Source organism: Paracoccus haeundaensis (genome assembly GCF_006239215.1).
GTDB lineage: Bacteria > Pseudomonadota > Alphaproteobacteria > Rhodobacterales > Rhodobacteraceae > Paracoccus > Paracoccus marcusii.
In genome coordinates this window covers 26,756-47,431 of the sequence record NZ_VDDC01000021.1, presented here as the reverse complement: position 1 = coordinate 47,431, position 20,676 = coordinate 26,756, and the positions used below count along the sequence as shown (strand labels likewise).

Annotated in this window: 21 protein-coding genes and 1 other RNA gene; 8 read left to right on the top strand and 14 right to left on the bottom strand. The window is 67.4% G+C overall.

The window, feature by feature from the left end; translation table 11 throughout:
* Positions 1-36: 36 nt before the first annotated feature.
* From FHD67_RS12585 to FHD67_RS12570, 4 genes are all read right to left on the bottom strand, one after another.
* On the bottom strand, positions 37-1,140 hold the full coding sequence (locus tag FHD67_RS12585) for an ABC transporter permease (RefSeq protein WP_045981503.1): 1,104 nt from the start codon (positions 1,138-1,140) through the stop codon (positions 37-39).
* On the bottom strand, positions 1,140-2,222 hold the full coding sequence (locus tag FHD67_RS12580) for a microcin C ABC transporter permease YejB (RefSeq protein WP_046000148.1): 1,083 nt from the start codon (positions 2,220-2,222) through the stop codon (positions 1,140-1,142). The genes FHD67_RS12585 and FHD67_RS12580 overlap by 1 nt, the downstream gene beginning before the upstream one ends.
* Before the next feature lie 102 nt (positions 2,223-2,324).
* On the bottom strand, positions 2,325-4,181 hold the full coding sequence (locus tag FHD67_RS12575; RefSeq protein ID WP_139598869.1) for an extracellular solute-binding protein: 1,857 nt from the start codon (positions 4,179-4,181) through the stop codon (positions 2,325-2,327).
* Between the two features lie 142 nt (positions 4,182-4,323).
* Positions 4,324-4,857 carry a c-type cytochrome gene (locus tag FHD67_RS12570; protein WP_046000146.1) on the bottom strand — a complete coding sequence of 178 codons (534 nt, stop codon included), beginning with the start codon at positions 4,855-4,857 and terminating at the stop codon, positions 4,324-4,326.
* Positions 4,858-4,977: 120 nt separating this feature from the next.
* On the opposite strand from FHD67_RS12570, the gene FHD67_RS12565 reads away from it, so the two are divergent.
* Complete coding sequence (locus tag FHD67_RS12565) at positions 4,978-5,838, top strand: prephenate dehydratase (protein WP_045981499.1); 861 nt, start codon at positions 4,978-4,980, stop codon at positions 5,836-5,838.
* Positions 5,839-5,844: 6 nt separating this feature from the next.
* Here the strand turns inward: FHD67_RS12565 and FHD67_RS12560 are convergent, their stop codons facing one another.
* Positions 5,845-6,303 carry a hypothetical protein gene (locus tag FHD67_RS12560; RefSeq protein ID WP_046000145.1) on the bottom strand — a complete coding sequence of 153 codons (459 nt, stop codon included), beginning with the start codon at positions 6,301-6,303 and terminating at the stop codon, positions 5,845-5,847.
* A 332-nt stretch (positions 6,304-6,635) separates the two neighbouring features.
* Between FHD67_RS12560 and FHD67_RS12555 the strand changes: the two genes are divergently transcribed.
* The 3 genes from FHD67_RS12555 (at position 6,636) to FHD67_RS21280 (ending at position 8,832) form a co-directional block, all read left to right on the top strand.
* Entirely contained in the window at positions 6,636-8,495 is a 1,860-nt protein-coding gene (locus FHD67_RS12555; RefSeq protein ID WP_246071287.1) for a bifunctional 2',3'-cyclic-nucleotide 2'-phosphodiesterase/3'-nucleotidase, read from the top strand.
* A gap of 51 nt (positions 8,496-8,546) precedes the next feature.
* An RNA gene (ffs, locus tag FHD67_RS12550) (signal recognition particle sRNA small type) lies at positions 8,547-8,643 on the top strand.
* Positions 8,644-8,745: 102 nt separating this feature from the next.
* A complete protein-coding gene (locus FHD67_RS21280) occupies positions 8,746-8,832 on the top strand; it encodes a small membrane protein YohP (RefSeq protein WP_127899305.1) in 87 nt (28 codons plus the stop codon).
* 78 nt (positions 8,833-8,910) lie between these two features.
* Here FHD67_RS21280 and pheT read toward each other — a convergent pair whose 3' ends face one another.
* Entirely contained in the window at positions 8,911-11,298 is a 2,388-nt protein-coding gene (gene pheT / locus FHD67_RS12540; RefSeq protein WP_139598867.1) for a phenylalanine--tRNA ligase subunit beta, read from the bottom strand.
* Between the two features lie 171 nt (positions 11,299-11,469).
* Between pheT and FHD67_RS12535 the strand changes: the two genes are divergently transcribed.
* From FHD67_RS12535 to FHD67_RS12525, 3 genes are all read left to right on the top strand, one after another.
* Positions 11,470-12,696, top strand: a complete 1,227-nt coding sequence (locus FHD67_RS12535) for a hypothetical protein (protein ID WP_139598866.1) — start codon at positions 11,470-11,472, stop codon at positions 12,694-12,696.
* 204 nt (positions 12,697-12,900) lie between these two features.
* Complete coding sequence (locus tag FHD67_RS12530) at positions 12,901-13,200, top strand: TM2 domain-containing protein (protein WP_042244914.1); 300 nt, start codon at positions 12,901-12,903, stop codon at positions 13,198-13,200.
* Between the two features lie 171 nt (positions 13,201-13,371).
* The gene (locus FHD67_RS12525; protein WP_246071286.1) at positions 13,372-13,686 is read left to right on the top strand and encodes a TM2 domain-containing protein; all 315 of its coding nucleotides are present in this window, start codon (positions 13,372-13,374) and stop codon (positions 13,684-13,686) included.
* A gap of 42 nt (positions 13,687-13,728) precedes the next feature.
* On the opposite strand, the gene pheS is transcribed toward FHD67_RS12525, so the two are convergent.
* The 4 genes from pheS to FHD67_RS12505 all read right to left on the bottom strand — a co-directional run bounded on the left by pheS (position 13,729) and on the right by FHD67_RS12505 (position 18,689).
* The gene (pheS, locus tag FHD67_RS12520; protein WP_127897976.1) at positions 13,729-14,811 is read right to left on the bottom strand and encodes a phenylalanine--tRNA ligase subunit alpha; all 1,083 of its coding nucleotides are present in this window, start codon (positions 14,809-14,811) and stop codon (positions 13,729-13,731) included.
* 75 nt (positions 14,812-14,886) lie between these two features.
* Complete coding sequence (locus FHD67_RS12515) at positions 14,887-16,293, bottom strand: alanine/glycine:cation symporter family protein (protein WP_139598864.1); 1,407 nt, start codon at positions 16,291-16,293, stop codon at positions 14,887-14,889.
* A gap of 63 nt (positions 16,294-16,356) precedes the next feature.
* A complete protein-coding gene (locus FHD67_RS12510) occupies positions 16,357-17,712 on the bottom strand; it encodes a cytochrome P450 (protein ID WP_139598863.1) in 1,356 nt (451 codons plus the stop codon).
* Positions 17,713-17,768: 56 nt separating this feature from the next.
* Positions 17,769-18,689, bottom strand: coding sequence for a LysR family transcriptional regulator ArgP (locus FHD67_RS12505; RefSeq protein WP_127897973.1), 921 nt, complete (start codon positions 18,687-18,689; stop codon positions 17,769-17,771).
* A gap of 91 nt (positions 18,690-18,780) precedes the next feature.
* On the opposite strand from FHD67_RS12505, the gene FHD67_RS12500 reads away from it, so the two are divergent.
* Entirely contained in the window at positions 18,781-19,389 is a 609-nt protein-coding gene (locus tag FHD67_RS12500; RefSeq protein WP_139598862.1) for a LysE/ArgO family amino acid transporter, read from the top strand.
* 57 nt (positions 19,390-19,446) lie between these two features.
* On the opposite strand, the gene FHD67_RS12495 is transcribed toward FHD67_RS12500, so the two are convergent.
* From FHD67_RS12495 to FHD67_RS12480, 4 genes are all read right to left on the bottom strand, one after another.
* Positions 19,447-19,629 (bottom strand): CsbD family protein, encoded by a 183-nt coding sequence (locus FHD67_RS12495; RefSeq protein WP_045981490.1) that lies wholly within the window; start codon positions 19,627-19,629, stop codon positions 19,447-19,449.
* A gap of 125 nt (positions 19,630-19,754) precedes the next feature.
* Positions 19,755-20,114: a 50S ribosomal protein L20 gene (rplT, locus tag FHD67_RS12490; RefSeq protein ID WP_045981489.1), complete on the bottom strand. Its 360-nt coding sequence runs from the start codon at positions 20,112-20,114 to the stop codon at positions 19,755-19,757.
* A gap of 15 nt (positions 20,115-20,129) precedes the next feature.
* Complete coding sequence (rpmI, locus tag FHD67_RS12485; RefSeq protein WP_042244892.1) at positions 20,130-20,330, bottom strand: 50S ribosomal protein L35; 201 nt, start codon at positions 20,328-20,330, stop codon at positions 20,130-20,132.
* 108 nt (positions 20,331-20,438) lie between these two features.
* Positions 20,439-20,663 carry a hypothetical protein gene (locus tag FHD67_RS12480; protein ID WP_045981488.1) on the bottom strand — a complete coding sequence of 75 codons (225 nt, stop codon included), beginning with the start codon at positions 20,661-20,663 and terminating at the stop codon, positions 20,439-20,441.
* Positions 20,664-20,676 lie beyond the last annotated feature (13 nt).

Sequence of the window (20,676 nt, the reverse complement as noted above, 5' to 3'; positions counted from 1 at the left end):
CGGGGGCGCCGGGGGCGGGGCGGACGGGCTGATCGCTCATCGGAAGGTCTTTCTGGGGTCGAAGGCGTCGCGGATGCCCTCGAAGATGAACACCAGAAGCGACAGCATGATCGCGAAGGTGAAGAAGGACGTGAAGGCCAGCCAGGGCGCCTGCAGGTTCTGTTTCGCCTGCAGCGCCATCTCTCCCAAGGATGCCGATCCGGCGGGCAGGCCATAACCAAGATAGTCCAGTGCAGCCAGGCCGCTGATCGTGCCGGTGACGACGAAGGGCATCATCGTCAGCGTAGCGACCATCGCGTTGGGCAGGATGTGGCGGAACATGATCTTGCGGTCGCTGACGCCCAGGGCGCGCGCCGCGCGGACATATTCAAAGTTCCGCGCCCGCAGGAATTCCGCCCGCACGACCCCCACCAGCGCGGGCCAGCCGAACAGGATGGTGACGAAGACCAGAAGCCAGAAGCTGCGCCCCAGGATCGCGAACAGGATGATGATGACGTAAAGGCTGGGTGTCGAGGCCCAGATCTCCAGCACGCGCTGGAACACCAGGTCGGTGCGGCCGCCGAAATAGCCCTGGATCGCGCCCGCCGTGATGCCGATGGTCGAGGCCACCACCGTCACGATCAGCGTGAACAGGATCGACGTGCGGAACCCGTAGATCACCCGCGCCAGAACGTCCCGCGCGGTGTCGTCCGTACCCAGCAGGTGGTTGCCGTCGGGCGCGGAGGGCGCGGTGCCCACGTTGTTGATGGTGCGGTAGTGATAGGGGATCGGCGGCCAGATCATCCAGCCCTGTTCGGCCTTGGGCACATCGGTCGAACCCGACCGCACCGCCGCCATGAAGCCCTCCGGCTCGTCCCAGCATTCCTCGCGGCCGCCCGACACGATCAGGCATTGCACCGCCTCGTCGCGATAGATCGCCTCGGTCCCGAAATCGCCGCCGAACGCGGTCTCGGGATAGAAGTTGTAGGCGGGCCAGTACAGTTCGCCCTGATAGCGGACGACGATGGGTTTGTCGTTGGCCACGATCTCGGCGAACATCGCGGTCACGAACAGGACCGCAAAGATCACCAGCGACCAGAAGGCGCGTCCGTTCCGGCGGAAGTTGCGCCAGCGGCGGCGGTTCAGTTCCGACATCGCCATCAGCCCGCCCTCTTCTCAAAGTCGATGCGCGGATCGACAAAGACGTACATCAGGTCCGACAGGATGCCGACCACCAGGCTCATCAGGCCGAAGACATACAGCGTGCCGAAGATCACCGGATAGTCGCGCTGCACCGCCGCCTCGAAGCCCAGGCGCCCCAGCCCGTCCAGCGAGAAGATCGTCTCGATCAGGATGCTTGATCCGAAGAACACGCCCAGGAACATCGCCGGAAAGCCCGCGATCACGATCAGCATCGCGTTCCGGAAGACGTGGCCGTACAGGACGCGGCGTTCGGTCAGCCCCTTGGCCCGCGCGGTCATCACGTACTGCTTGTTGATCTCGTCCAGGAAGCTGTTCTTGGTCAGCAGCGTCAGCGTCGCAAAGCTGCTGATCGTGGCCGCGATCACCGGCAGGGCCGCGTGCCAGGCATAGTCCTTGACCTTGCCCCAGACCGACAGGTCCGCGAAATTGTCCGATGTCAGGCCGCGCAGCGGAAAGATCTGCCAGTAGCTGCCGCCCGCGAACAGCACCATCAGGATGACCGCGAACAGGAAGGCCGGGATCGCATAGGCCATGATGATCACGCCCGACGTCCAGGTGTCGAAGCGCGATCCGTCGCGCACCGCCTTGCGGATGCCCAGCGGGATCGAGATGACATAGGCGATCAGCGTCGACCACAGCCCCAGCGTGATCGAGACCGGCATCTTCTCGACGACCAGGTCCATCACGCTGATCGACCGGAACCAGCTGGTCCCGAAATCGAAGCGGATGTAGTTCCACATCATGGAGAAGAACCGCTCGACCGGGGGCTTGTCGAAGCCGAACTCCTTTTCAAGCTGGGCGATGAATTCGGGGGGCAGGCCGCGCGCACCCTCGTATCCCGCATCGCCGCCCAGCTGTTCGGCGCTGTCGGCCGTGGCGCCGGCCAGGTTGCCCAGCACGTCGCCCTCGCCCCGGACCTGGGCCGCGATCTGTTCGATCGGGCCGCCGGGGACGAACTGCGTCAGGGTAAAGTTCACCACCATGATCCCGATCAGGGTCGGGATGATCAGCAGCAGTCGCCGCAAGATGTAGGCGCCCATCAGCGCATGCCCTTCCCCGTTGGGTCCGTGCCCCTTGGCGGGGCCTTGTCGTTATCTGGGCTTGTCGGCAATCCGCGCCGGGAAATCAAGCGCATCGCCGTCTCAGCGCAGCTGGCCCGCCGCCCGCAGCTCGTCCGCGCGGGTCTGGTCGTACCACCAGAAGTCCGTGACCCCCAGGCCAAGGGCGGGCAGGGTCTCGGGGCGGTCATAGACGTCCCAATAGGCGACCGTGGTCACCGGCTTGTACCATTGCGGGATCCAGAAGCGCAGGCTGCGCAGCGCCCGGTCCAGCGCGCGGATGGCGATGCGGTTCTCGGCGTCCGTCGTGGCGGCGCTGCCGATCTCGATCAGGCGGTCGATGGCGGGGTTGGCCAGGCCCATCGGGTTGAACACGTCGTCGCTGTGCTCGGACCCAAAGGCCTGCGCCGTACCACCGCCGATGCCGTAACCGTTGCCCAGGCTGTCGCGAACGATGTCGAAATCATGGCTGCGGGTGCGGGTGGTCAGTTCCGACGGGTCGACCCGCGACAGGACCGCGTCCACGCCGATCGCACGCAGGTTCTCGACATAGGGGTTCACGATGCGGTCATAGCTCTGGTTGAAGTCCAGGAACTCGACCCGCAGCGTCTGGCCTGCGGCGTTGCGGCGCATGCCGTCCGTGCCGGTCGTCCAGCCCGCCTCGTCCAGCAGCGCCGCCGCGCGGCGCGCATTGCCGCGGTCCAGCTGGCGTTCGCCGCTGACCGGGGCCGAGACCGGATCGTCGGTCAGGATGCCCGGCGGCAGATCGGCCGCGACGGGTTCCAGCAGGGCCAGCTCATCAGGCGTGGGCGGCCCTTCGGCCTGCAGGTCGCTGTTGTCCCAGAAGCTGTCCAGCCGGGTATTCATGCCATAGAACAAAGCCTGGTTCGACCATTCGAAGTTGAACATCAGCCCGATCGCCTCGCGCACGCGGATGTCCTTGAACTTGTCGCGCCGCAGGTTGAAGACCCAGGCATCGCCCGATGCGATCACGCCGTCGGGGATCTCCTCCTTGATGACGGCGCCCGCCGCCACTGCCGGAAAGTCATAGCCGGTCGACCACAGCTGTTCGGACGGCTCGACCCGGAACGTATAGATGCCGGCCTTGAACGCCTCGAAGGCAGCGTCGAAATCGCCGAAATACTCGAACCGCAGGGTGTCGAAATTGTGCCGGCCCTTGTTGATGGGCAGGTCCTTGCCCCAATAGTCCGGGTTGCGCCGCATCGTGATCGACCGCCCGAAATCCGCGCTGTCGAAGACATAGGGGCCGGACCCCAGGAACGGCGTCGTGCTGGTCTGCTGGATGTCACGTGCGTTCTCTTCGAAGTCAGCCCGCGAAAAGACGATCTGCGCGCCCATCTGCCCGATAGCGTCGCGTCGCGGCGCGTCCTCGCGGAATGTGAACTTGATACGGTGCGGGTCCAGAACTTCGGCGCTTTCGACAAGACGCTTGATCGCCTCGCTGAAGGACGGAAAGCCCTTGTCGCGCAGCAACTCGAACGAAAACAGCACGTCATCCGCCGTCAGGGCGCTGCCGTCGCTGAACCGCGCCTCGGGGCGCAGGTTGAAGATGACCCAATCGCGGCTTTTCGGATACTCGATCGTTTCGCAGATCAGGCAATAATCTGAATACGGGTCGTCAAGCACCGGCGCCATCAGACGCTCCAGCATGATGGTGGAGGGCGCGGTTGCGCGACCGCGGAAGGTGAACGGATTGTAGCTGTCAAAGGTGCCGATGCCGTGCTGGGACATCTCGCCGCCCTTGGGCGCGTCCGGGTTCACGTAGGGCAGATGCGGAAAGTCCGCGGGCAGTGCGGGCTCGCCAAAGGTGGCGATGCCATGCGTCTTGATGACCGTCGGATCGCCGGCCGCGTCCTGCGCCCAGGCTGGGACCACGGCGATCCCAAGAAGCAGCGTGGCAAGGCGGGCGGCGTGGCGCATGTCGTCTCTCCGGTCTGGACCAGCGAGAGGCTAGGCCAGCGGGGGGCCGGGCTTCAAGCCGCGATTTCGTGAACGCGGGCCATGAAAAAACCCCGGCGCCGGGCCGGGGTTTTTTGGATGGCGCACGGTCTGGCGGGACCGATCAGGGATTGGTTTCCAGATAGGCGATCAGGTTGGCGCGGGCCTGCGGATCGCGGATGCCCGCAAAGCTCATCGCGGTGCCCGAGACGAAGCCGCGCGGGTTCTCCAGGAACGCCTGCAGGTGGTCGGGATCCCAGGTGGGGTATTCGGCCGCATGTTCGGTCATCGCGCTGGAATAGCTGAACCCGTCGATGCTGGCGGTCGGGCGTCCGACGACGCCGTTCAGGTGAGGGCCGACGCCGTCGCTGCCGTCCAGGGCGTGGCACGACCGGCACTTGGCCCATTCACGCTCGCCCGCGGCCGCATCGGCCGAGGCCATCAGCGCGGCAAAGTCCAGCGGCGCTTCCTCTTCGCCCGCGGGGACGGTTTCCGGGACCGGGATGGTATAGGCCTGCGCAATTTCCTCGTCGCCGTGATGACCGCCGCCATGTCCGACAGTGAACAGGCCGCTGGCCGCCCAATTGGCCAGCATCAAAAACAGCAGCGCGCCAATGAAGGCGCCGGCTGCCTTGGTCAGGGTCATCGTATTGAACATCGCGTGCGGTCCCGCCTTGGTAAGCTCGTCAGGTCGTGCGGTATGTATCCGCTTTCGCTTTCAAGGATCAAGGTATAGTTACCCCGGCACGCTCAAATTTAGAACAGCGGGGGCCCGGCCATGACCACGAATCGCATCGCGTTCCAGGGAGAACCGGGTGCCTACAGCCACGAGGCCTGCCGCAGCGCGCGCCCGGGAATGGAGGCCCTGCCCTGCCGCACCTTCGAAGACGTCATCGAGGCCGTGCGCGCGGGCGACGCCGATCTGGCCATGCTGCCGGTCGAGAATTCGACCTATGGCCGGGTGGCCGACATCCATCACCTGCTGCCCGAATCCGGCCTGCGCATCATCGACGAGGCCTTCGTGCGCGTCCATATCAGCCTGCTGGCCGTGCCCGGAACGACCCTGGATCAGGTCCGCGAGGCGATGAGCCACACCGTCCTGCTGGGCCAGTGCCGCGGGTTCCTGCGCCGGAACGCCATCCACGCGATCACCGGGGCCGACACGGCCGGTTCCGCCAAGGAGGTCGCCGCGCGCGGCAATCCGTCGCTGGCCGCGCTGGCCGCGCCCCTGGCGGGCGAGATCTATGGTCTGGACCGCCTGGCCGACCGGATCGAGGACCGGCAGAACAACACGACGCGGTTCCTGATCATGTCGCGCCAGGCCGACGACAGCCGGCGCGCCGAGCGGATGCTGACCAGCTTTGTCTTCCGGGTCCGCAACATCCCGGCAGCGCTCTACAAGGCGATGGGCGGGTTCGCGACGAACGGCGTGAACATGACCAAGCTGGAAAGCTACATGGTCGACGGCGTGTTCACCGCGACCCAGTTCTATGCCGACATCGAGGGTCACCCCGAAGACGCGAACGTCGCCCGCGCGCTGGACGAGCTGCGCTACTTCACCTCCAGCCTGGACATCCTGGGCGTCTATCCGGCCGATCCGCTGCGCGAGACGCAGCGACAGGCAAGCATGGCGGACTGATCCCGCCTAGCGGGCAAAGTTGCGCATCTGGTGGACGAAATCCTCGATCCGGCGCTGATAGCGGCGATCAAGCTGCGCCTTGCCCAGCTTGGCGGTCTGCAGCATCAGCCGGGCCTTCATATTGCGTGGGCGGACCTCGGTCTCGAAGATCAGGCGCGACTTGACGCGGCTCAGCGCGACGACGGTGGCCACCACCGTCAGATCCAGCGCATCGGAATGACCGGCCATCATCATCTGTTCGGGGCGGTCGAACCGCGTGACGGCCAGCCGCAGCTGCCGCGCCTTGCCCCGCCAGTCGAAACCGATGTTCCAGCCCATGCCGATCCCCGGTTCGTTCGACGGATCGATGCGCGCTACGGTTGCGCCGCGGCCGATCACCATCCGTTCCAGCGCGTCGAAATTCCCGACCACCTCGAACAGGCGTTCCGCGGGAAGGTCGGTGTCGATCCGCGTGGAGAACTTCATCTGAAACGACCCAATGACCCATCCGGGGCGGCCAGGACCGCCGACCCCTCCCTTGGCAGATAATCCGGATCGCGCGGCAGGTTCAACCGGGGGATTACCAAACCGCGATCATGGCACCCGAAAACCGAGGCGCGCCCGAATTCATCGCAACGTTTCGGATTTGTGAAATTCTGTGCCACAATGACCTGATAAAGCGTGCGTTCTTCAATCTTTGGTTGTGTGGTTCGAATTGTATACAGTAAGCATGGTATCGGTATGTCGTCCGTGCCCGGAAAGGACATGACGGCATGCGCAACGCGGCGTCGGGCGATCACATGTTTGACAGGAAGACGATGCAAATGCCCGCAACGGCCGCGGATGATCCGCCCCCGGACGGCATGACGCTGCGCATCCTGGCCACCAGCGACCTGCACATGCACCTGCTGCCTTACGATTACCTGGCGGATCGTCCGTCGGACCGGATCGGGCTGGCGCGCACCGCATCGCTGATCGAGGCGCGGCGGACCGGGCCGCATGCCAGCATCCTCTTGGACAACGGCGATTTTCTGCAGGGCGGTCCGATGGGCGACCTAGTCGCGCGGCGCAGCGGACCCTTCGCCGGCACCCACCCGGCCATCGCGGCGATGAACGCGCTTGGCTATGACGCGGCGGCGTTGGGGAACCACGATTTCAATTTCGGCCTGCCCTTCCTGCGGCGCGCCGTGGCACGGGCGCGCTTTCCGATGCTGGCCGGGAACCTGACCGTGCGCCGCGGCGCCGATTTCGCCGCCACCTGCGTGATCGAGCGTGAGTTGACCGACCCGCAGGGCAACCGCCTGCCGCTGCGCATCGGCGTGATCGGCTTTCTGCCGCCCCAAACGGAGGAGTGGGACCAGGACCTGCGCGCAGTCATGCGCAGCGACGACATCCTGGACTGTGCCCGCCGCCTGGTGCCGCGGCTGCGTGCCCAGGGGGTCGATCTGGTCGTGGCGCTGGCCCACAGCGGCATCGGCGGCCCCGAGCCCCTGCCCCGGATGGAGCATGCCGCCCATGCGCTGGCCGCCCTGCCCGGCATCGACGTGCTGATCGCCGGCCACACGCACGAGGTCTTTCCCGGCCCCCGCTGGCGCGGCCGCCCCGGCATCGACGCCGATCGGGGAACGCTGGCGGGCAAGCCCGCGGTCATGCCCGGCTTTGGCGGATCGCATCTGGGGGTGATCGACCTGCGCTTTGCCCCGCGGGCGGATGGCGGGCTGGCGGTCGACCGCTTTGCCGTGCGCGCCGAATCGGTCACGCCGGCGATGCCGACCGCGGTGCTGGTGGCGCGCCAGGTGGCGACCGCGCACAAGGCCACGCTGCGGCAGCTGTCCACGCGCATCGGCCGCACGGCGCAACCCCTGAACAGCCATTTCGCGGTGATCGGCCATGATTGCGGCCTGCGCCTGGTGAACCTCGCACAGCGCTGGCATGTCCGGCAGCGGCTGGCGGGCACGCCGGATGCGGACCTGCCGGTGCTGTCGGCCTCGGCGCCCTATCGGGCCGGGGGGCGGGGCGGGCCGCAGCATTACACCGACGTCCCGGCGGGCACGCTGAGCCTGCGGCACCTGGCCGACCTCTACTCCTTTCCGAACCGGATCACCGCCATCCGCCTGACGGGCGCGCAGCTGCGGGGATGGCTGGAACGTTCCGCCAGCCTGTTTCACCGCGTCCAACCCGGCACGCGCGACGCGCCGCTGCTGAACCCCGAGTTTCCGGCCTACAACTTCGACGTCATCGACGGGGTCAGCTGGCGGATCGACCTGTCCGCCCCGGCGCGGTTTCACCCCGACGGGCGGCTTGCCGACCCGAATGCCCACCGCATCCGCGACCTGACCTGGCAGACCCGGCCCGTCGCGGACGACCAGGCCTTCGTGCTGGCCACGAACTCGTATCGGCTGGCAAGCTGCGGGCTGTTCAGTCCGCTGGTCTCGTGCAACCGGGTGATCCTGGACCGCGACGCGCTGACCTTGGACGTTCTGCGCCGCTATGTCCGACAGCTGCGGCGGGTCCGCATTCCGGCCCGGCCCAACTGGGCCTTCGCGCCCCAGCCCGGCACCACCGTCCTGTTCGAGACCGCGCCCGCCGCGCTGGACCGTCCCCTGCCCGAACCAGACCGGCTGCAGGGCGTGGGACTGAACGAGGACGGTTTCGCGGTGATGCGCCTGTCGCTGTAAGCCGTGCGCATGGGCTTGCATCCGCCGCGCGACCATCCTATCTGTGCGCCCGAGAGGTTGGCGCGGGCAAGCGCCTCGCCAAATCGGTCAGGTCCGGAAGGAAGCAGCCGTAACGAGTCCCGCATGGGTCGTTGTCCAGCCTCTCACCGTTTTCCCGCATGATCATCCGGTTTTCCTTCACCGCGCGGTCCGTACCGGGGAACAACAGCGCGCCTTTCCGGTTGTCCTGCGTAACAAACAGGAGACCGACATGCTCAAGTTCATCGGCGGCGCCGCCGGCATCATCTTCATCATCGGCCTGCTGGTCGTGATCGGCATCCTGTCGCTGATCTTCTGAGACGCGCCAGACGGCCCGCATGAAAAGACCCCGCCCGGACCACCGGGCGGGGTCTTTTCATGTCCGTGACCGGGCGGATCAGGCGCGCAGGCGGCCGCCCGTTGCCTTTTCGACCTTCTCGACGATCTTGCGGCTGACCGCCTCGATGTCGGCATCGGTCAGGGTCTTGTCGCGCGGCTGCAGGCGCACGGTGATGGCCAGCGACTTCTGGCCGCCCTCCAGCCCCTGGAACTGGTCAAAGACCGACACGCCCGCGATCAGCGCCTTGTCGGCCCCGGCGGCGGCGTTGACCAGGGTCAGCGCCTCGACCCCCGCATCCACGACGAAGGCGAAATCGCGATCGACGGCCTGCAGTTCGGACAGTTCCAGCGCGGGGCGCGTGGGCGTCTTGACCTTGGGGAAGGGCACCGCGGCCAGCTGGATCGTGAAGCCCACGGCCGGCCCCTTGACGTCCATCTGGCGCAGGACCTTGGGGTGGATCTCGCCGAAGGTTGCCAGCACGTTCGGCCCGAGCGCGATGTTGCCCGCACGCCCCGGATGCCACCATCCGTCCAGCTTGCGGTTGATCTGCGCACGCGCAGGCGCGCCGATGGCGTTCAGGATCGCCTCGGCATCGGCCTTGGCGTCATAGAGGTCCACCTTGCGGCGGCTGCCGAAGGGATCGCGCGGCGCGGTCTGGCCGACCAGCAGCCCGCTGATGCGGACCGCCTGCTCGCCCGGCTCTCCGCCCGAAAAGACCGGACCCAGCTCGAACAGCGCCAGATCGGCGAAGCCGCGCGCCTGGTTGCGCGCCGCGGCCTGCAGCAGGCCCGGCAGCAGGTCGGGGCGCAGATGGCTCATCTCGCTGCTGATCGGGTTCTCGACGCGCACCGCATCGTCCCCGCCTCCGAACAGCGCCGCCGACCCCTGGTCGATGAAGCTGTAAGTCACGCATTCGTTGTAGCCCAAAGCCGCCGCCATGCGCCGCGCCGTCTTCTCGCGCACCTGCAGGGGGGTCAGCACGGGCTGCGGCACGCCCGCCTGCGCGCGCGGCAGGGGCTTGCCCTGCAGCTTGGTCAGGCTGGCGATGCGGGCGATCTCCTCGACCAAGTCGGCCTCGCCCAGCACGTCGGGACGCCAGCTGGGGACATGCGCCATCTCACCCTCAAGCCGGAACCCCAGGGCCTCCAGCGTGGCACGCTGATCGGCCTCGTCGATATCCATGCCGACCAGGCGGCTGGTGCGCGCGGGGTCCAGGCGATAGGCGCGACCCGTGTCGGGCAGCGCGCCGGCGGTGACCACCTCGGAGGCCTCGCCGCCGCAGAGGTCCAGCACCATGCGCGTGGCCAGTTCCAGCCCCGGCAGGGTGAAGGCCGGGTCGATGCCGCGCTCGAAGCGATAGCGGGCATCGCTGTTGATCTTCAGCGCGCGGCCGGTGGCGGCGGTGCTGATCGGATCGAAATAGGCGGCCTCGATGAAGACGTCGCGCGTCTCCTCGGACGCTCCCGATGCCGCGCCGCCCATGATGCCCGCGATGCTCTCGATGCCGTTGTCGTCGCAGATCACCACCGCGCCTTCGGGCAGGACATAGGTCTTTTCGTCCAGCGCCACCAGTTCCTCGCCCGCGCGCGCGGCGCGCAGCGTCAGGTCGCCCGCGACCTTGGCCGCGTCGAAGACATGCAGCGGCCGGTTCAGGTCGAAGGTGAAGAAGTTGGTGATGTCCACCAGCGCATTGATCGGACGCAGGCCGATCGCGCGCAGGCGCTTCTGCAGCCAGGCGGGCGACGGGCCGTTCGTCACGCCCCGCACCACGCGGCCGGCAAAAAACGGCGCCTTGGCGGCCACGCCCGCGTCGATGCTCACCCCCACCGGGCAGGGAAAGGCGCCGGGCACCGCATCGACCGTCACGGCCTTCAACGTGCCCAGGCCGCGCGCCGCCAGGTCGCGGGCGACGCCGTGGACGCCCAGGGCGTCGGGGCGGTTCGGCGTGATCTTGATGTGGATCATCGGGTCGATCTTGTCCGGCGCGTTCTGCGCCAGCCAGTCGACGAAGCGCTGACCGACCTCGCCGGACGGCAGCTCGATGATGCCGTCATGCTCTTCGGACAGCTCCAGCTCGCGTTCGCTGGCCATCATGCCGTGGCTTTCGACGCCGCGGATCTTGCCCACGCCAAGCGTCGTGTCGATGCCGGGGACATAATCGCCGGGCTTGGCCAGCACGACCGTGATGCCCGCCCGCGCATTGGGCGCGCCGCAGACGATCTGCTTTTCGCCCTCGTCCGTCATCACCCGGCAGACGCGCAGGCGGTCGGCATCGGGATGCTGTTCGGCATGATCGATCCGCGCCAGGGTAAAGGTCCCCAGCTTGGCGGCAGGGTCCGCGATCTCCTCGACCTCCAGGCCAAGATCGGTCAGCGCTTCGGCGATCTGGTCGATGGTCGCGGTGGTGTCGAGATGCTCCTTGAGCCAGGAGAGGGTGAACTTCATGGCGTCTGCCTTCCGGGTCGGCCCGCGCGGGGACTTTGCCGCCTTGAACCGTGCCGTGCGTCCTGGGTCAAGCCGGATCAGCGGATTTCCCCGAATCCCCGGCCCGTCACCACGCTTGCCGGGCCCTGCGCAGGGTGCAACTGTAGCGCGAAGCAAACCGAAGGTGTCATCATGAGTCTCATGTCCCGTCTTGCCCCCCTGCCCCTCCTGCTGCTGGCAGCCCTGCCTGCGCAGGCGCAGGACGCCCCGGCCCAGCCGCAGTGTTCCGGTCAGCCCGCCACCTGGCTGGGCGACGATCCCGATGCCAGCGACATCACCGTGGCGGGGGCCGCGCTGTCGCGGCAGATGACCACGACCGCCGGCACCAACCCCTATGCGATGTTCCGGGTGACGGGCGACATGCAGCCCCTGCGGCTGGAGGCGATGTCGGACGGCGACCCGTCGATCAGGCTGGAAACCCCCGACGGCGACCTGCTGGCCGAGAATGACGATGCCGTCGGGCTGAATTCGCGGATCGAACAGTCCGTCGGACCGGGCGACTATTGCGTGCGGCTGATCCCCGTCGGGGACCCGGACATGACCGCGACCGTCCAGCTGACGCGTCCCGACATGCCCGCCCTGCTGGTCGATCCCGTGGACACGACCATCGCCGCCTGCACCCCTGAAACGCCTGCCGAGACCCTGGGCCAGGGGCCGCTGAACGCCGCCCTGCCCGTTGAGGCGCAGACGGACGGCACTGTCCGCTATCTGCGATTCGCGCTGGACGGCAGCGTCTCCGTGACCCTGCGCGCGGTCAGCGACGGGCTGGACCCGAACATGATCCTGTTCGACGGGTCGGGCACGCAGATCGCCGCCAACGACGATGCCGACGGGTTGAACGCGCGCCTCGATTTCCCAAGCGGTCTGGCCGGAGGCGACTATTGCCTAGGTGTCGCGCCGATCTCCTCGGGCGAGGGCACGATCACCGTCAGCGTCGAGGCGCTGGACCGCGACAGCTATCTGCGCACCGCCTGGCGCAAGGGCGAGCTGGCACCGCCCACGGATGGCGACTATCCGATGCAGGCCATCGACCTGGCCGCCGACCGCGAGACGGTCGTCCTGCAGGACGGCACCGCGCAATGGCTGACCTTCACCCTGGACCGAGAGACCGCGCTGATTGTCAGCGCCTATGGCGAACTGGTCGGCGTCGATGCCAAGCTGGCGCTGTTTTCGCGGGACGGGGCTGTCGTGGCGCAGGCCGACGACCGGGACGGCAGCGTGGACGCCCGGCTGGGGCCGGTGGTGCTGGAACCCGGAGAGTACCGGATGGCGCTGACGGACGTGAACCGCCCCGACCAGCCGGGCGCGCCGATCCGCCCCGTGGGCCTGGTGTTCGAGCGGTTCGAGCGCGTCGACTGACCCCGGACGCTGTCGATCCCATCGGCCTGGGGCACATTGAGGTGGTTGGGGGTGCTGCCGGATCGCCTCAGGCATCGCGGGGTCACCGACCGCGCGCAGGGTCCGCCGGGTTCTGCGGTGCGGATCTTGCGTGGCGGCGGGGCGTTCCTATCTTTGCAATGCGCCCGGATGGGGCGCGCGACATGGAACAGGAGAGCCTTGCGGATGGATGTGCAGCGCGAATTGCTGATCGAGCAGCGGGTGGCGAACGAGGCGAAATCGCCGCTGATCGCCTATCTGCTGCTGATCTTCCTGTGGGGGTTCGGCGTGCACCGCATGTATCTGGGCCGCTGGATCAGCGGGTTCATCATGCTGGCCATTTGGGGCGTGGGCTGGCTGACGGTGCCGATCCTGATCGGCTGGCCCGCGGTTGGCTTTGTAGTGCTGTGGTGCATCATCGACCTGTTCCTGATCCCCGGAATGGTCCGCGCGGATCGCGAGGACATCCGGCGGCGGCTGCGGTGATGGCGCGCCGTTAACCCGAGGTTGAAGTTTCCGTGATCTGTAGAGGCGGCCCGTGCTAGGGCGGTCAACTATAGACATTCCCTTTTCAGATCCGGAGATTTCGACGTGCCCCTTGATACCCAACAGCGAATCCTTATCGAACAGCGTGTCACGAACGACACCAGGTCGCCCGTGATCGCCTATCTTCTGCTGGTTTTCTTGGGTGGATTCGGGGCGCACCAATTCTATCTGGGCAAGACCGGCACGGCAGTCGCCATGCTGATCCTGTGGGTGCTGGGCTGGATGACGCTGATCCTCGGGGTCGGACTGATCATGCTGGCCGCAGTCGGGATCTGGGCGTTCGTCGATCTGTTCCTGATTCCCGGGATCATCAGGGCCGATCAAGACGCCCTGCGGCAGAGGCTGGCCGTAGAGTTCGGGGGTCATTCCGGACCGCACCCAACCACCTTCCCCGCCTCCGCACCGGGCGTTCCGTTCACCGCCTGACGTCCACTGCGCGCGCCCCTCGATCGCTAGGGCGCGCCGCCTTCAGCGCGACAGCCCGCCGCTGACGCTCGGCACGTCACCTGCTGCGAAGCCATAGTGGCGCAGCCAGCGCAGGTCGCTTTCGAAGAAGGCGCGCAGATCGGGGATGCCGTATTTCAACATCGCGATGCGGTCGATACCCATGCCAAAGGCAAAGCCCTGCCATTGATCCGGGTCGATCCCGCCAGATCGCAGGACATGCGGATGCATCATCCCCGAACCCAGGATTTCCAACCAGGAATTCCCCTCGCCGATCTTGAGCTGGCCGCCTTCCCACGAACACCGGATGTCCACCTCGGCCGAGGGTTCGGTAAAGGGGAAATGCGACGCGCGGAAGCGGAGTTCGACCGACGGCACCTCGAAGAAGGCCCGGCAGAATTCCTCCAGCGTCCATTTCAGATGCGCCATGCTGATGTCGCGGTCGATGGCCACACCCTCGATCTGGTGGAACATCGGCGTGTGCGTCTGGTCCATGTCCATGCGATAGACGCGGCCCGGCGCGATCACGCGGACCGGGGCGCCGTGATCCTGCATGGCGCGGATCTGCACCGGCGACGTGTGGGTGCGCAACACGTGCGGCGGACGGTCGTCGCCCGGGGCGCGGTGCATGAAGAAGGTGTCGTGCTCCTGCCGCGCGGGATGTTCGGGGGCGATGTTCAGGGCGTCGAAATTGTACCAGTCGCTTTCGACCTGCGGCCCTTCGGCGACGGCAAAGCCCATGTCGGCGAAGATCGCGGTGACCTCGTCGGTGACCTGGCTGATCGGGTGGATCGACCCCTGACGGCGCGGGCGGCCCGGCAGGGTCACGTCCAGCCATTCGTCGCGCAGACGCGCGTCCAGCGCCGCATCCTCAAGCGCCAGCTTGCGCGCGCGCAGGGCGGCGTCGATCTCGTCGCGGATCTGGTTCAGCGCCTTGCCGGTGGTCTGGCGCTCTTCGGGGGACATGCGGCCCAGTTCGCGCATCATCAGGCTCAGCTCGCCCTTCTTGCCAAGCGCGGACAGGCGCACGTCCTCGATGGCCTGAGGGTCGGAGGCGGCAGAAATGCGGTCCAGCCATTGCTGGCGCAGGGGGGTCAGATCGTCCATCGCGGGGCCTTTCCTGGTTGCGCCCGCGTTAGCATGGCCGGGCGCGCGGGGTAAAGACCGCGCGCCCGTGCCGCCTTACTTCCAGATGTCGCGGTTCACCCCCGGCGCGATGCCGGGGTGATCGCCGATGCGGAAGGTCGGCTCGTGCCCGGCCTTGCGCTGGCGCAGATAGTCGCGGGTGACGACCGCGACGGTCCCCGACAGCGCGACGATGGCGATCAGGTTGATCGTGGCCATCAGTCCCATGCTGGCATCGGCGAAGTTGAAGACGGTCGTGACCGCCTGCAGCGAGCCCCAGACCACCATGCCCAGTGCCGCCAGCCGCAGGACCATGATGCCCGGCTTGCCCGCGCCCAGATAGACGATGGCGTTCTCGGCATAGGAATAGTTGCCGATGATCGAGGTGAAGGCGAAGAAGAAGATCGCCACCGCCACGAAGATCTGGCCGAAGCCGCCGAAATGGTCGGTCAGCGCGGCCTGGGTCAGGTTCACCCCGGTCAGCTGATCCGAGGGCATGACATCGGCCAGCAGGATCATCACCGCGGTCGCCGTGCAGACCAGGATGGTGTCGATGAAGACGCCCAGGGCCTGCACGAAGCCCTGGCTGGAGGGGTGATGCGGGTTGGGCACGGCCACCGCGGCGATGTTGGGGGCCGAGCCCATGCCGGCCTCGTTCGAGAAGAGGCCGCGCTTGACCCCGTTCAGCATGGCCGCCGCGACGCCGCCCGCGACCCCGCCCACGGTCTCTTGCAGGCCGAAGGCCGAACGCACGATGCCGCCCAGGATGCCCGGCACCTCGGTGATGTTCATCACCAGAATGACGACCGCCGCCAGCAGGTAGAGACCCGCCATGATCGGCACGATGAACTGGGCCGCCCGCGCGATCTGGGGAATGCCGCCGAAGATGATGATGCCCGACAGGATCGCCACGCCGATGCCGACCATGCCCGCGCCGATGCCGAAGGCGCCCTCGACCGCCTGCGCGATCGAGTTGGCCTGGACCGCGTTGAACACCAAGCCAAAGGCGATGATCAGCGCGACCGCGAACAGCGCGGCCAGCCAGGGCAGGCCCAGGCCGCGGGCGATGTATTGCGCCGGTCCGCCGCGATACATCCCGTCCGACCCGTGCACCTTGTAAAGCTGCGCCAGCGTCGATTCCGCATAGGCCGTGGCCATGCCGACCAGCGCCACCATCCACATCCAGAAGATCGCGCCCGGCCCGCCCAGCGTCAGCGCCACAGCGACCCCCGCGATGTTGCCGGTGCCCACGCGGCTGGCCAGCGACACCGACAGTGCCTGGAACGGGGTGATGCCGTCCTTGTCCGTCTCTCCCGATCCGCGCACGCAGCGCCACATCTCGGCGAAGTGGACGAACTGCAGGAAGCCCAGGCGCAGGGTGAAGTAGATGCCCACGGCCAGCAGGCCGTAGATCAGCACATAGCCCCAGAAGATGGTGTTGAGAAAATCGATGATGGCGGTCATGGCGTTCTCCGCTGCCTTTTCAAGGGGCAGTCTGTAACAGCCATGTGAGCAATCGCAAGCTGCTTAGTCGCGGGGCGTCACGGTCAGCCAGACCCCGCCTTCGGGGCGCAGCGTCAGGATCATGCGCGGCTGCGGCTCTCGCCCAGGCACGCGGGCAAAGCGGAACCGCGCCAGCAGCGTCGACAGGATGATCACCGCCTCCTGCAGGGCAAAGCTGGCGCCGATGCAGATGCGCGGCCCCGCGCCGAAGGGCAGGAACGCATAGCGGTCGGGCGCGGTCAGAAAGCGGTCGGGGTCGAAGGCGTCGGGCCGGTCCCACAGCAGGTGATGCCGGTGCAGCGCATAGATCGGCATCATGACCGTATCGCCGGGATTGATCTGGCGTCCGCACAGCGTGTCGCGGGCTTGGGCGGTGCGCGACAGGAAGGCCGCGGGCGGGTACAGGCGCAACGTCTCGTTCACGATGCGCATGGTCAGGGGAAGCGCGCCCAGATCGGCGGCGGTGGCGGCGCGGTCGCCCAAGGCACGGCGCGCCTCCTCGGCGGCGGCCTCCTGGATGTCGGGGGCGAAGGCCATCAGGTACAGCGCCCAGGCCAGCGTCAGGGCGGTCGTCTCGTGCCCCGCCACGATGAAGGTCAGCAGGTTGTCGCGCAGCTCGTCGCGGGTCATCGTGCGCCCGGTCTCGGGGTCCTGCGCGACCAGCAGCAGGTCCAGCAGGTCGGGCGGCCCGTGCTTTTCGGCGGCCTGCGCACGGGCGGCGATGGACTGGTCGGCGATGGCCTTCATCCGCTTCAGCCCCGGACCGGAAAACAGCCGCCCCGGCCGCGGCAGCCAGGCGGGCAGGCCCAGCACGTCCATCAGCGACAGTTTGGCCGTCTGCGCGATATAGGCGTCGATCGACTGATGCACCGCATCGCGGTCGAACATCCCGTCGCCGGAAAAGGTCACATCGGAAATCACGTCGAAGGTGGCGGCCACCGTCTCCTCGAACAGATCGACCGGACCGCGCGCGCCCGCCAGACGGCGGCAGGACGCCTCGGCGGCGGCGGTCATCACGGGGCCAAGCGCCTCGACATGGCGTTGTGCAAAGGCCGGGGCGGCGGCGCGGCGCTGCCAGCGCCAATGCGCACCCTCGGCCACGAACAGGCTGTCACCGATGGCCGGGTTCAGGATCAGCTTGGTCGTAACCGATTTCTGATAGTCGTCCAGCTTCTCCTTGAGGATCCGGCGCAGGGCGGTCGGGTCCATCACCATGTGCCAACTGACGCCGGTCTTGCCCGACACGATGGGCTGGCGCGTGGCGATGGCGGGGATCAGTTCCAGCACGTTGCGGCGCGCGGTCATGGCCGTGCCCCACAGGCCAAGGGGGACGGTCGCCAACGGCACCTTGGCGGGATCGGCTTGGGGCAGGTCGAACATGGCGGCGGCCTCTGGCTGGGGCTGTCCTACAAAGCTGGGGCCGCGGGGGCTGCGGGTCAACCGTTGGACAGCGGCCCAGATGTCGCGGGCAGCAGGGCCGCGGCCGCCGCCGCCTGCACCGCGCGCGTCAGCCCGGACAGCCGATCCGCAGCCAGCCGCCCGATCTGCCAGTACAGCGACACATCCAGCGGCGTGCCCGGCACCATCTGCACCAGCCGACCCGAGGCAAGATCATCGGCGACCAGCATCTCCGGGTTTAGCCCCCAGCCCAGCCCCGCGCGGCACGCATCCACGAAACCCTGGGTCGAGGCCAGGCCATGCGCGGGCAGCACCGGCGATTGCCCCGTGACCTGCCGGACCCAAGCCAGCTGAAGCCCGTCCTTGCGATCAAAGGCCAGCGCCGGCGCACGGGCCAGCGCCGCCGCCGTCACCCCGTCAGGGAAATGCCGCCGCATGAAATCGGGGCTGGCCGTCGCGTGATAGCGCAGCCGCCCAAGGGGCCGCACCGCGCAGCCCTGCACCGGGCTGTCCAGCGACGTCACGGCGGCCAGCACCCTGCCCTGCCGCAGCCCGTCGGCGGTGTGCTGTTCGTCGTCGATGGCGATCTGGAACAGGTGCCCGCTGTCGCGCGCGTGGGCGGCCAGGGCGGGCATCAGCCAGGTGCCCAAGCTGTCGGCATTCGTCGCGATCGTCACCGTGACCCGCGCGACATCCCCGTCGGCCATCCCCGGCAGGTGCTGCGCCAAGGTCTGTTCCAGCATGCCCACATGGTCCATGTGGCGGCACAGGCGGGCTCCGGCTTCGGTCGCGGTACAGGGCTGTCCGCGACGGATCAGGACGGTGCCCAACCGCTCCTCCAGATTTCGGACCCGCTGCGAGATCGCCGAAGGCGTCACCCCAAGAGCCCGCGCCGCGGCCTCGAAGCTGCCGGTCCGCACGATCGTCGCAACGGCACGGGCAGCGGCATAATCCAGCATCAGTTTTCCTTACCCGGCATTAGCAGCATGAGTTTGTCTAATCCGGCAGGGGCGGCTAGAGCAACCGCGACCCCATGACCGGAGACGTCCCATGAGCCCTGCGATCTTTCTGACCGGCCTGATGACGGGCCTCAGCCTGATCGTGGCGATCGGTGCGCAGAACGCCTTCGTGCTGCGCCAGGGCCTGCGCGGGGATCATGTGCTGGCGGTCTGCCTGACCTGCGCGCTGTCGGATGCGGTGCTGATCGTGCTAGGCGTCACCAGCTTTGGCCGCATCGCCCAGCTGCTGCCCTGGATCGACCCGGTGATGCGCGTGGCGGGGGCGGCGTTCCTGATCTGGTACGGGGCGCGCAGCCTGCGCGCGGCGATCAGCGCGACCGGGGCGCTGGAGGCAGGCGGCGGGCGCGGACCGGGCGGGCTGCGGCGAACGGTGCTGGCCTGCCTGGCGCTGACATGGCTGAACCCGCATGTCTATCTGGACACGGTCGTGTTGCTGGGCACGATCTCGACCCGGTTCACAGAGGACCGCGACGCGTTCGCGGCGGGCGCGGTGACCGGGTCGTTCCTGTTCTTCTTCGCCCTGGGCTATGGCGCCGCTTGGCTGCGGCCGGTCTTTGCCAACCCCACCGCCTGGCGCATCCTGGAGGCGGTGATCGCCGTCGTCATGTGGTCCATCGCCGCCAAGCTGCTGCTGAGGTGACGCACCACATGAAAAAGGCCCCGCAATCGCGGGGCCTTTCCAGACAATGGGTGACGATCAGATGTCGTCGCCCAGCTTGCCCTTGACGGTGCCCGACACGTTCTGTGCGGTCCCCTTGGCCTGCTGGGCCTTGCCTTCGGCTTCCAGACGCTCGTTGTCGGTCATCTTGCCGATGCCCTCCTTGACGTTGCCTGCCAGCTTGTTCCCTGCGGCTTTCGCCTTGTCGGTCATCTCGCCCATGGGGATCTCCTTGATGGGTGTGTCTCTGTGGGGAATGAACGCCCGACACGCATGCGGGTTCCGCGCATGACAAAGGCCCGCCCCCGGATCGGGAACGGGCCTTTGCGGCAATCCTGAGACCGCGATCAGGCGGCGGCTTTGGCCTGTGCCACGATCGCGCCGAACGCATCGGGTTCGTTCACGGCCAGGTCGGCCAGGACCTTGCGGTCAACCTCGATGCCGGCTTTCGACAGCAGGTTGATGAAGCGCGAATAGGTCATCTCGGCATCGACGGCGCGGACGGCGGCGTTGATCCGCTGGATCCACAGCGCGCGGAAGTTGCGCTTGCGGTTCTTGCGGTCGCGGGTCGCGTACTGGTTGGCCTTGTCGACGGCCTGGGTGGCGGTGCGGAAGTTGCGCGAGCGCGCGCCATAGTAGCCCTTGGCTTGATCAAGGACTTTCTTGTGACGGGCGTGGGTCACCTTGCCGGATTTAACGCGGGACATGTGTGGTTCTCCTGATCAGCGAGCGTAGGGCATGTATTTCTTGACGATCTTGGCATCCGCATCCGACAGGATGGTGGTGCCGCGCGCGTCGCGAATGAACTTGGTCGTGCGCTTGATCATGCCGTGGCGCTTGCCGGCCTGACCTGCCTTGACCTTGCCCGAGGCCGTCATCGAGAACCGCTTCTTGGCAGCGGATTTGGTCTTCATCTTCGGCATTTTCATCTCCTTCATCAGAGTGAACGCGCGGCTCGGCAATGCCATGTCGGCCGGCCGCACGGGAACGGAAGCGTCGCCTTACACAGGCGCGCGGGAATGCGCAAGGGGTCAGGACGCGGGCGCGCCGCCAGTGACCGTGTCCAGCGCGGCCGGGATGTCGGCCGGGCTGAAGGGTTCGGGATCCATCCAGGCACCCGCGAACAGCAGCACGATCCCGCCCAGAAGCGCCAGGATCGCCGCGCGCGGCGGCTGCGTCTGCAGCAGCTGGACCACCGCCAGCACCACGGACAGAAGGCACAGGGCAACCCCTGCCAGCAAAAGAAGATCGGACATCACCACCCCCCGG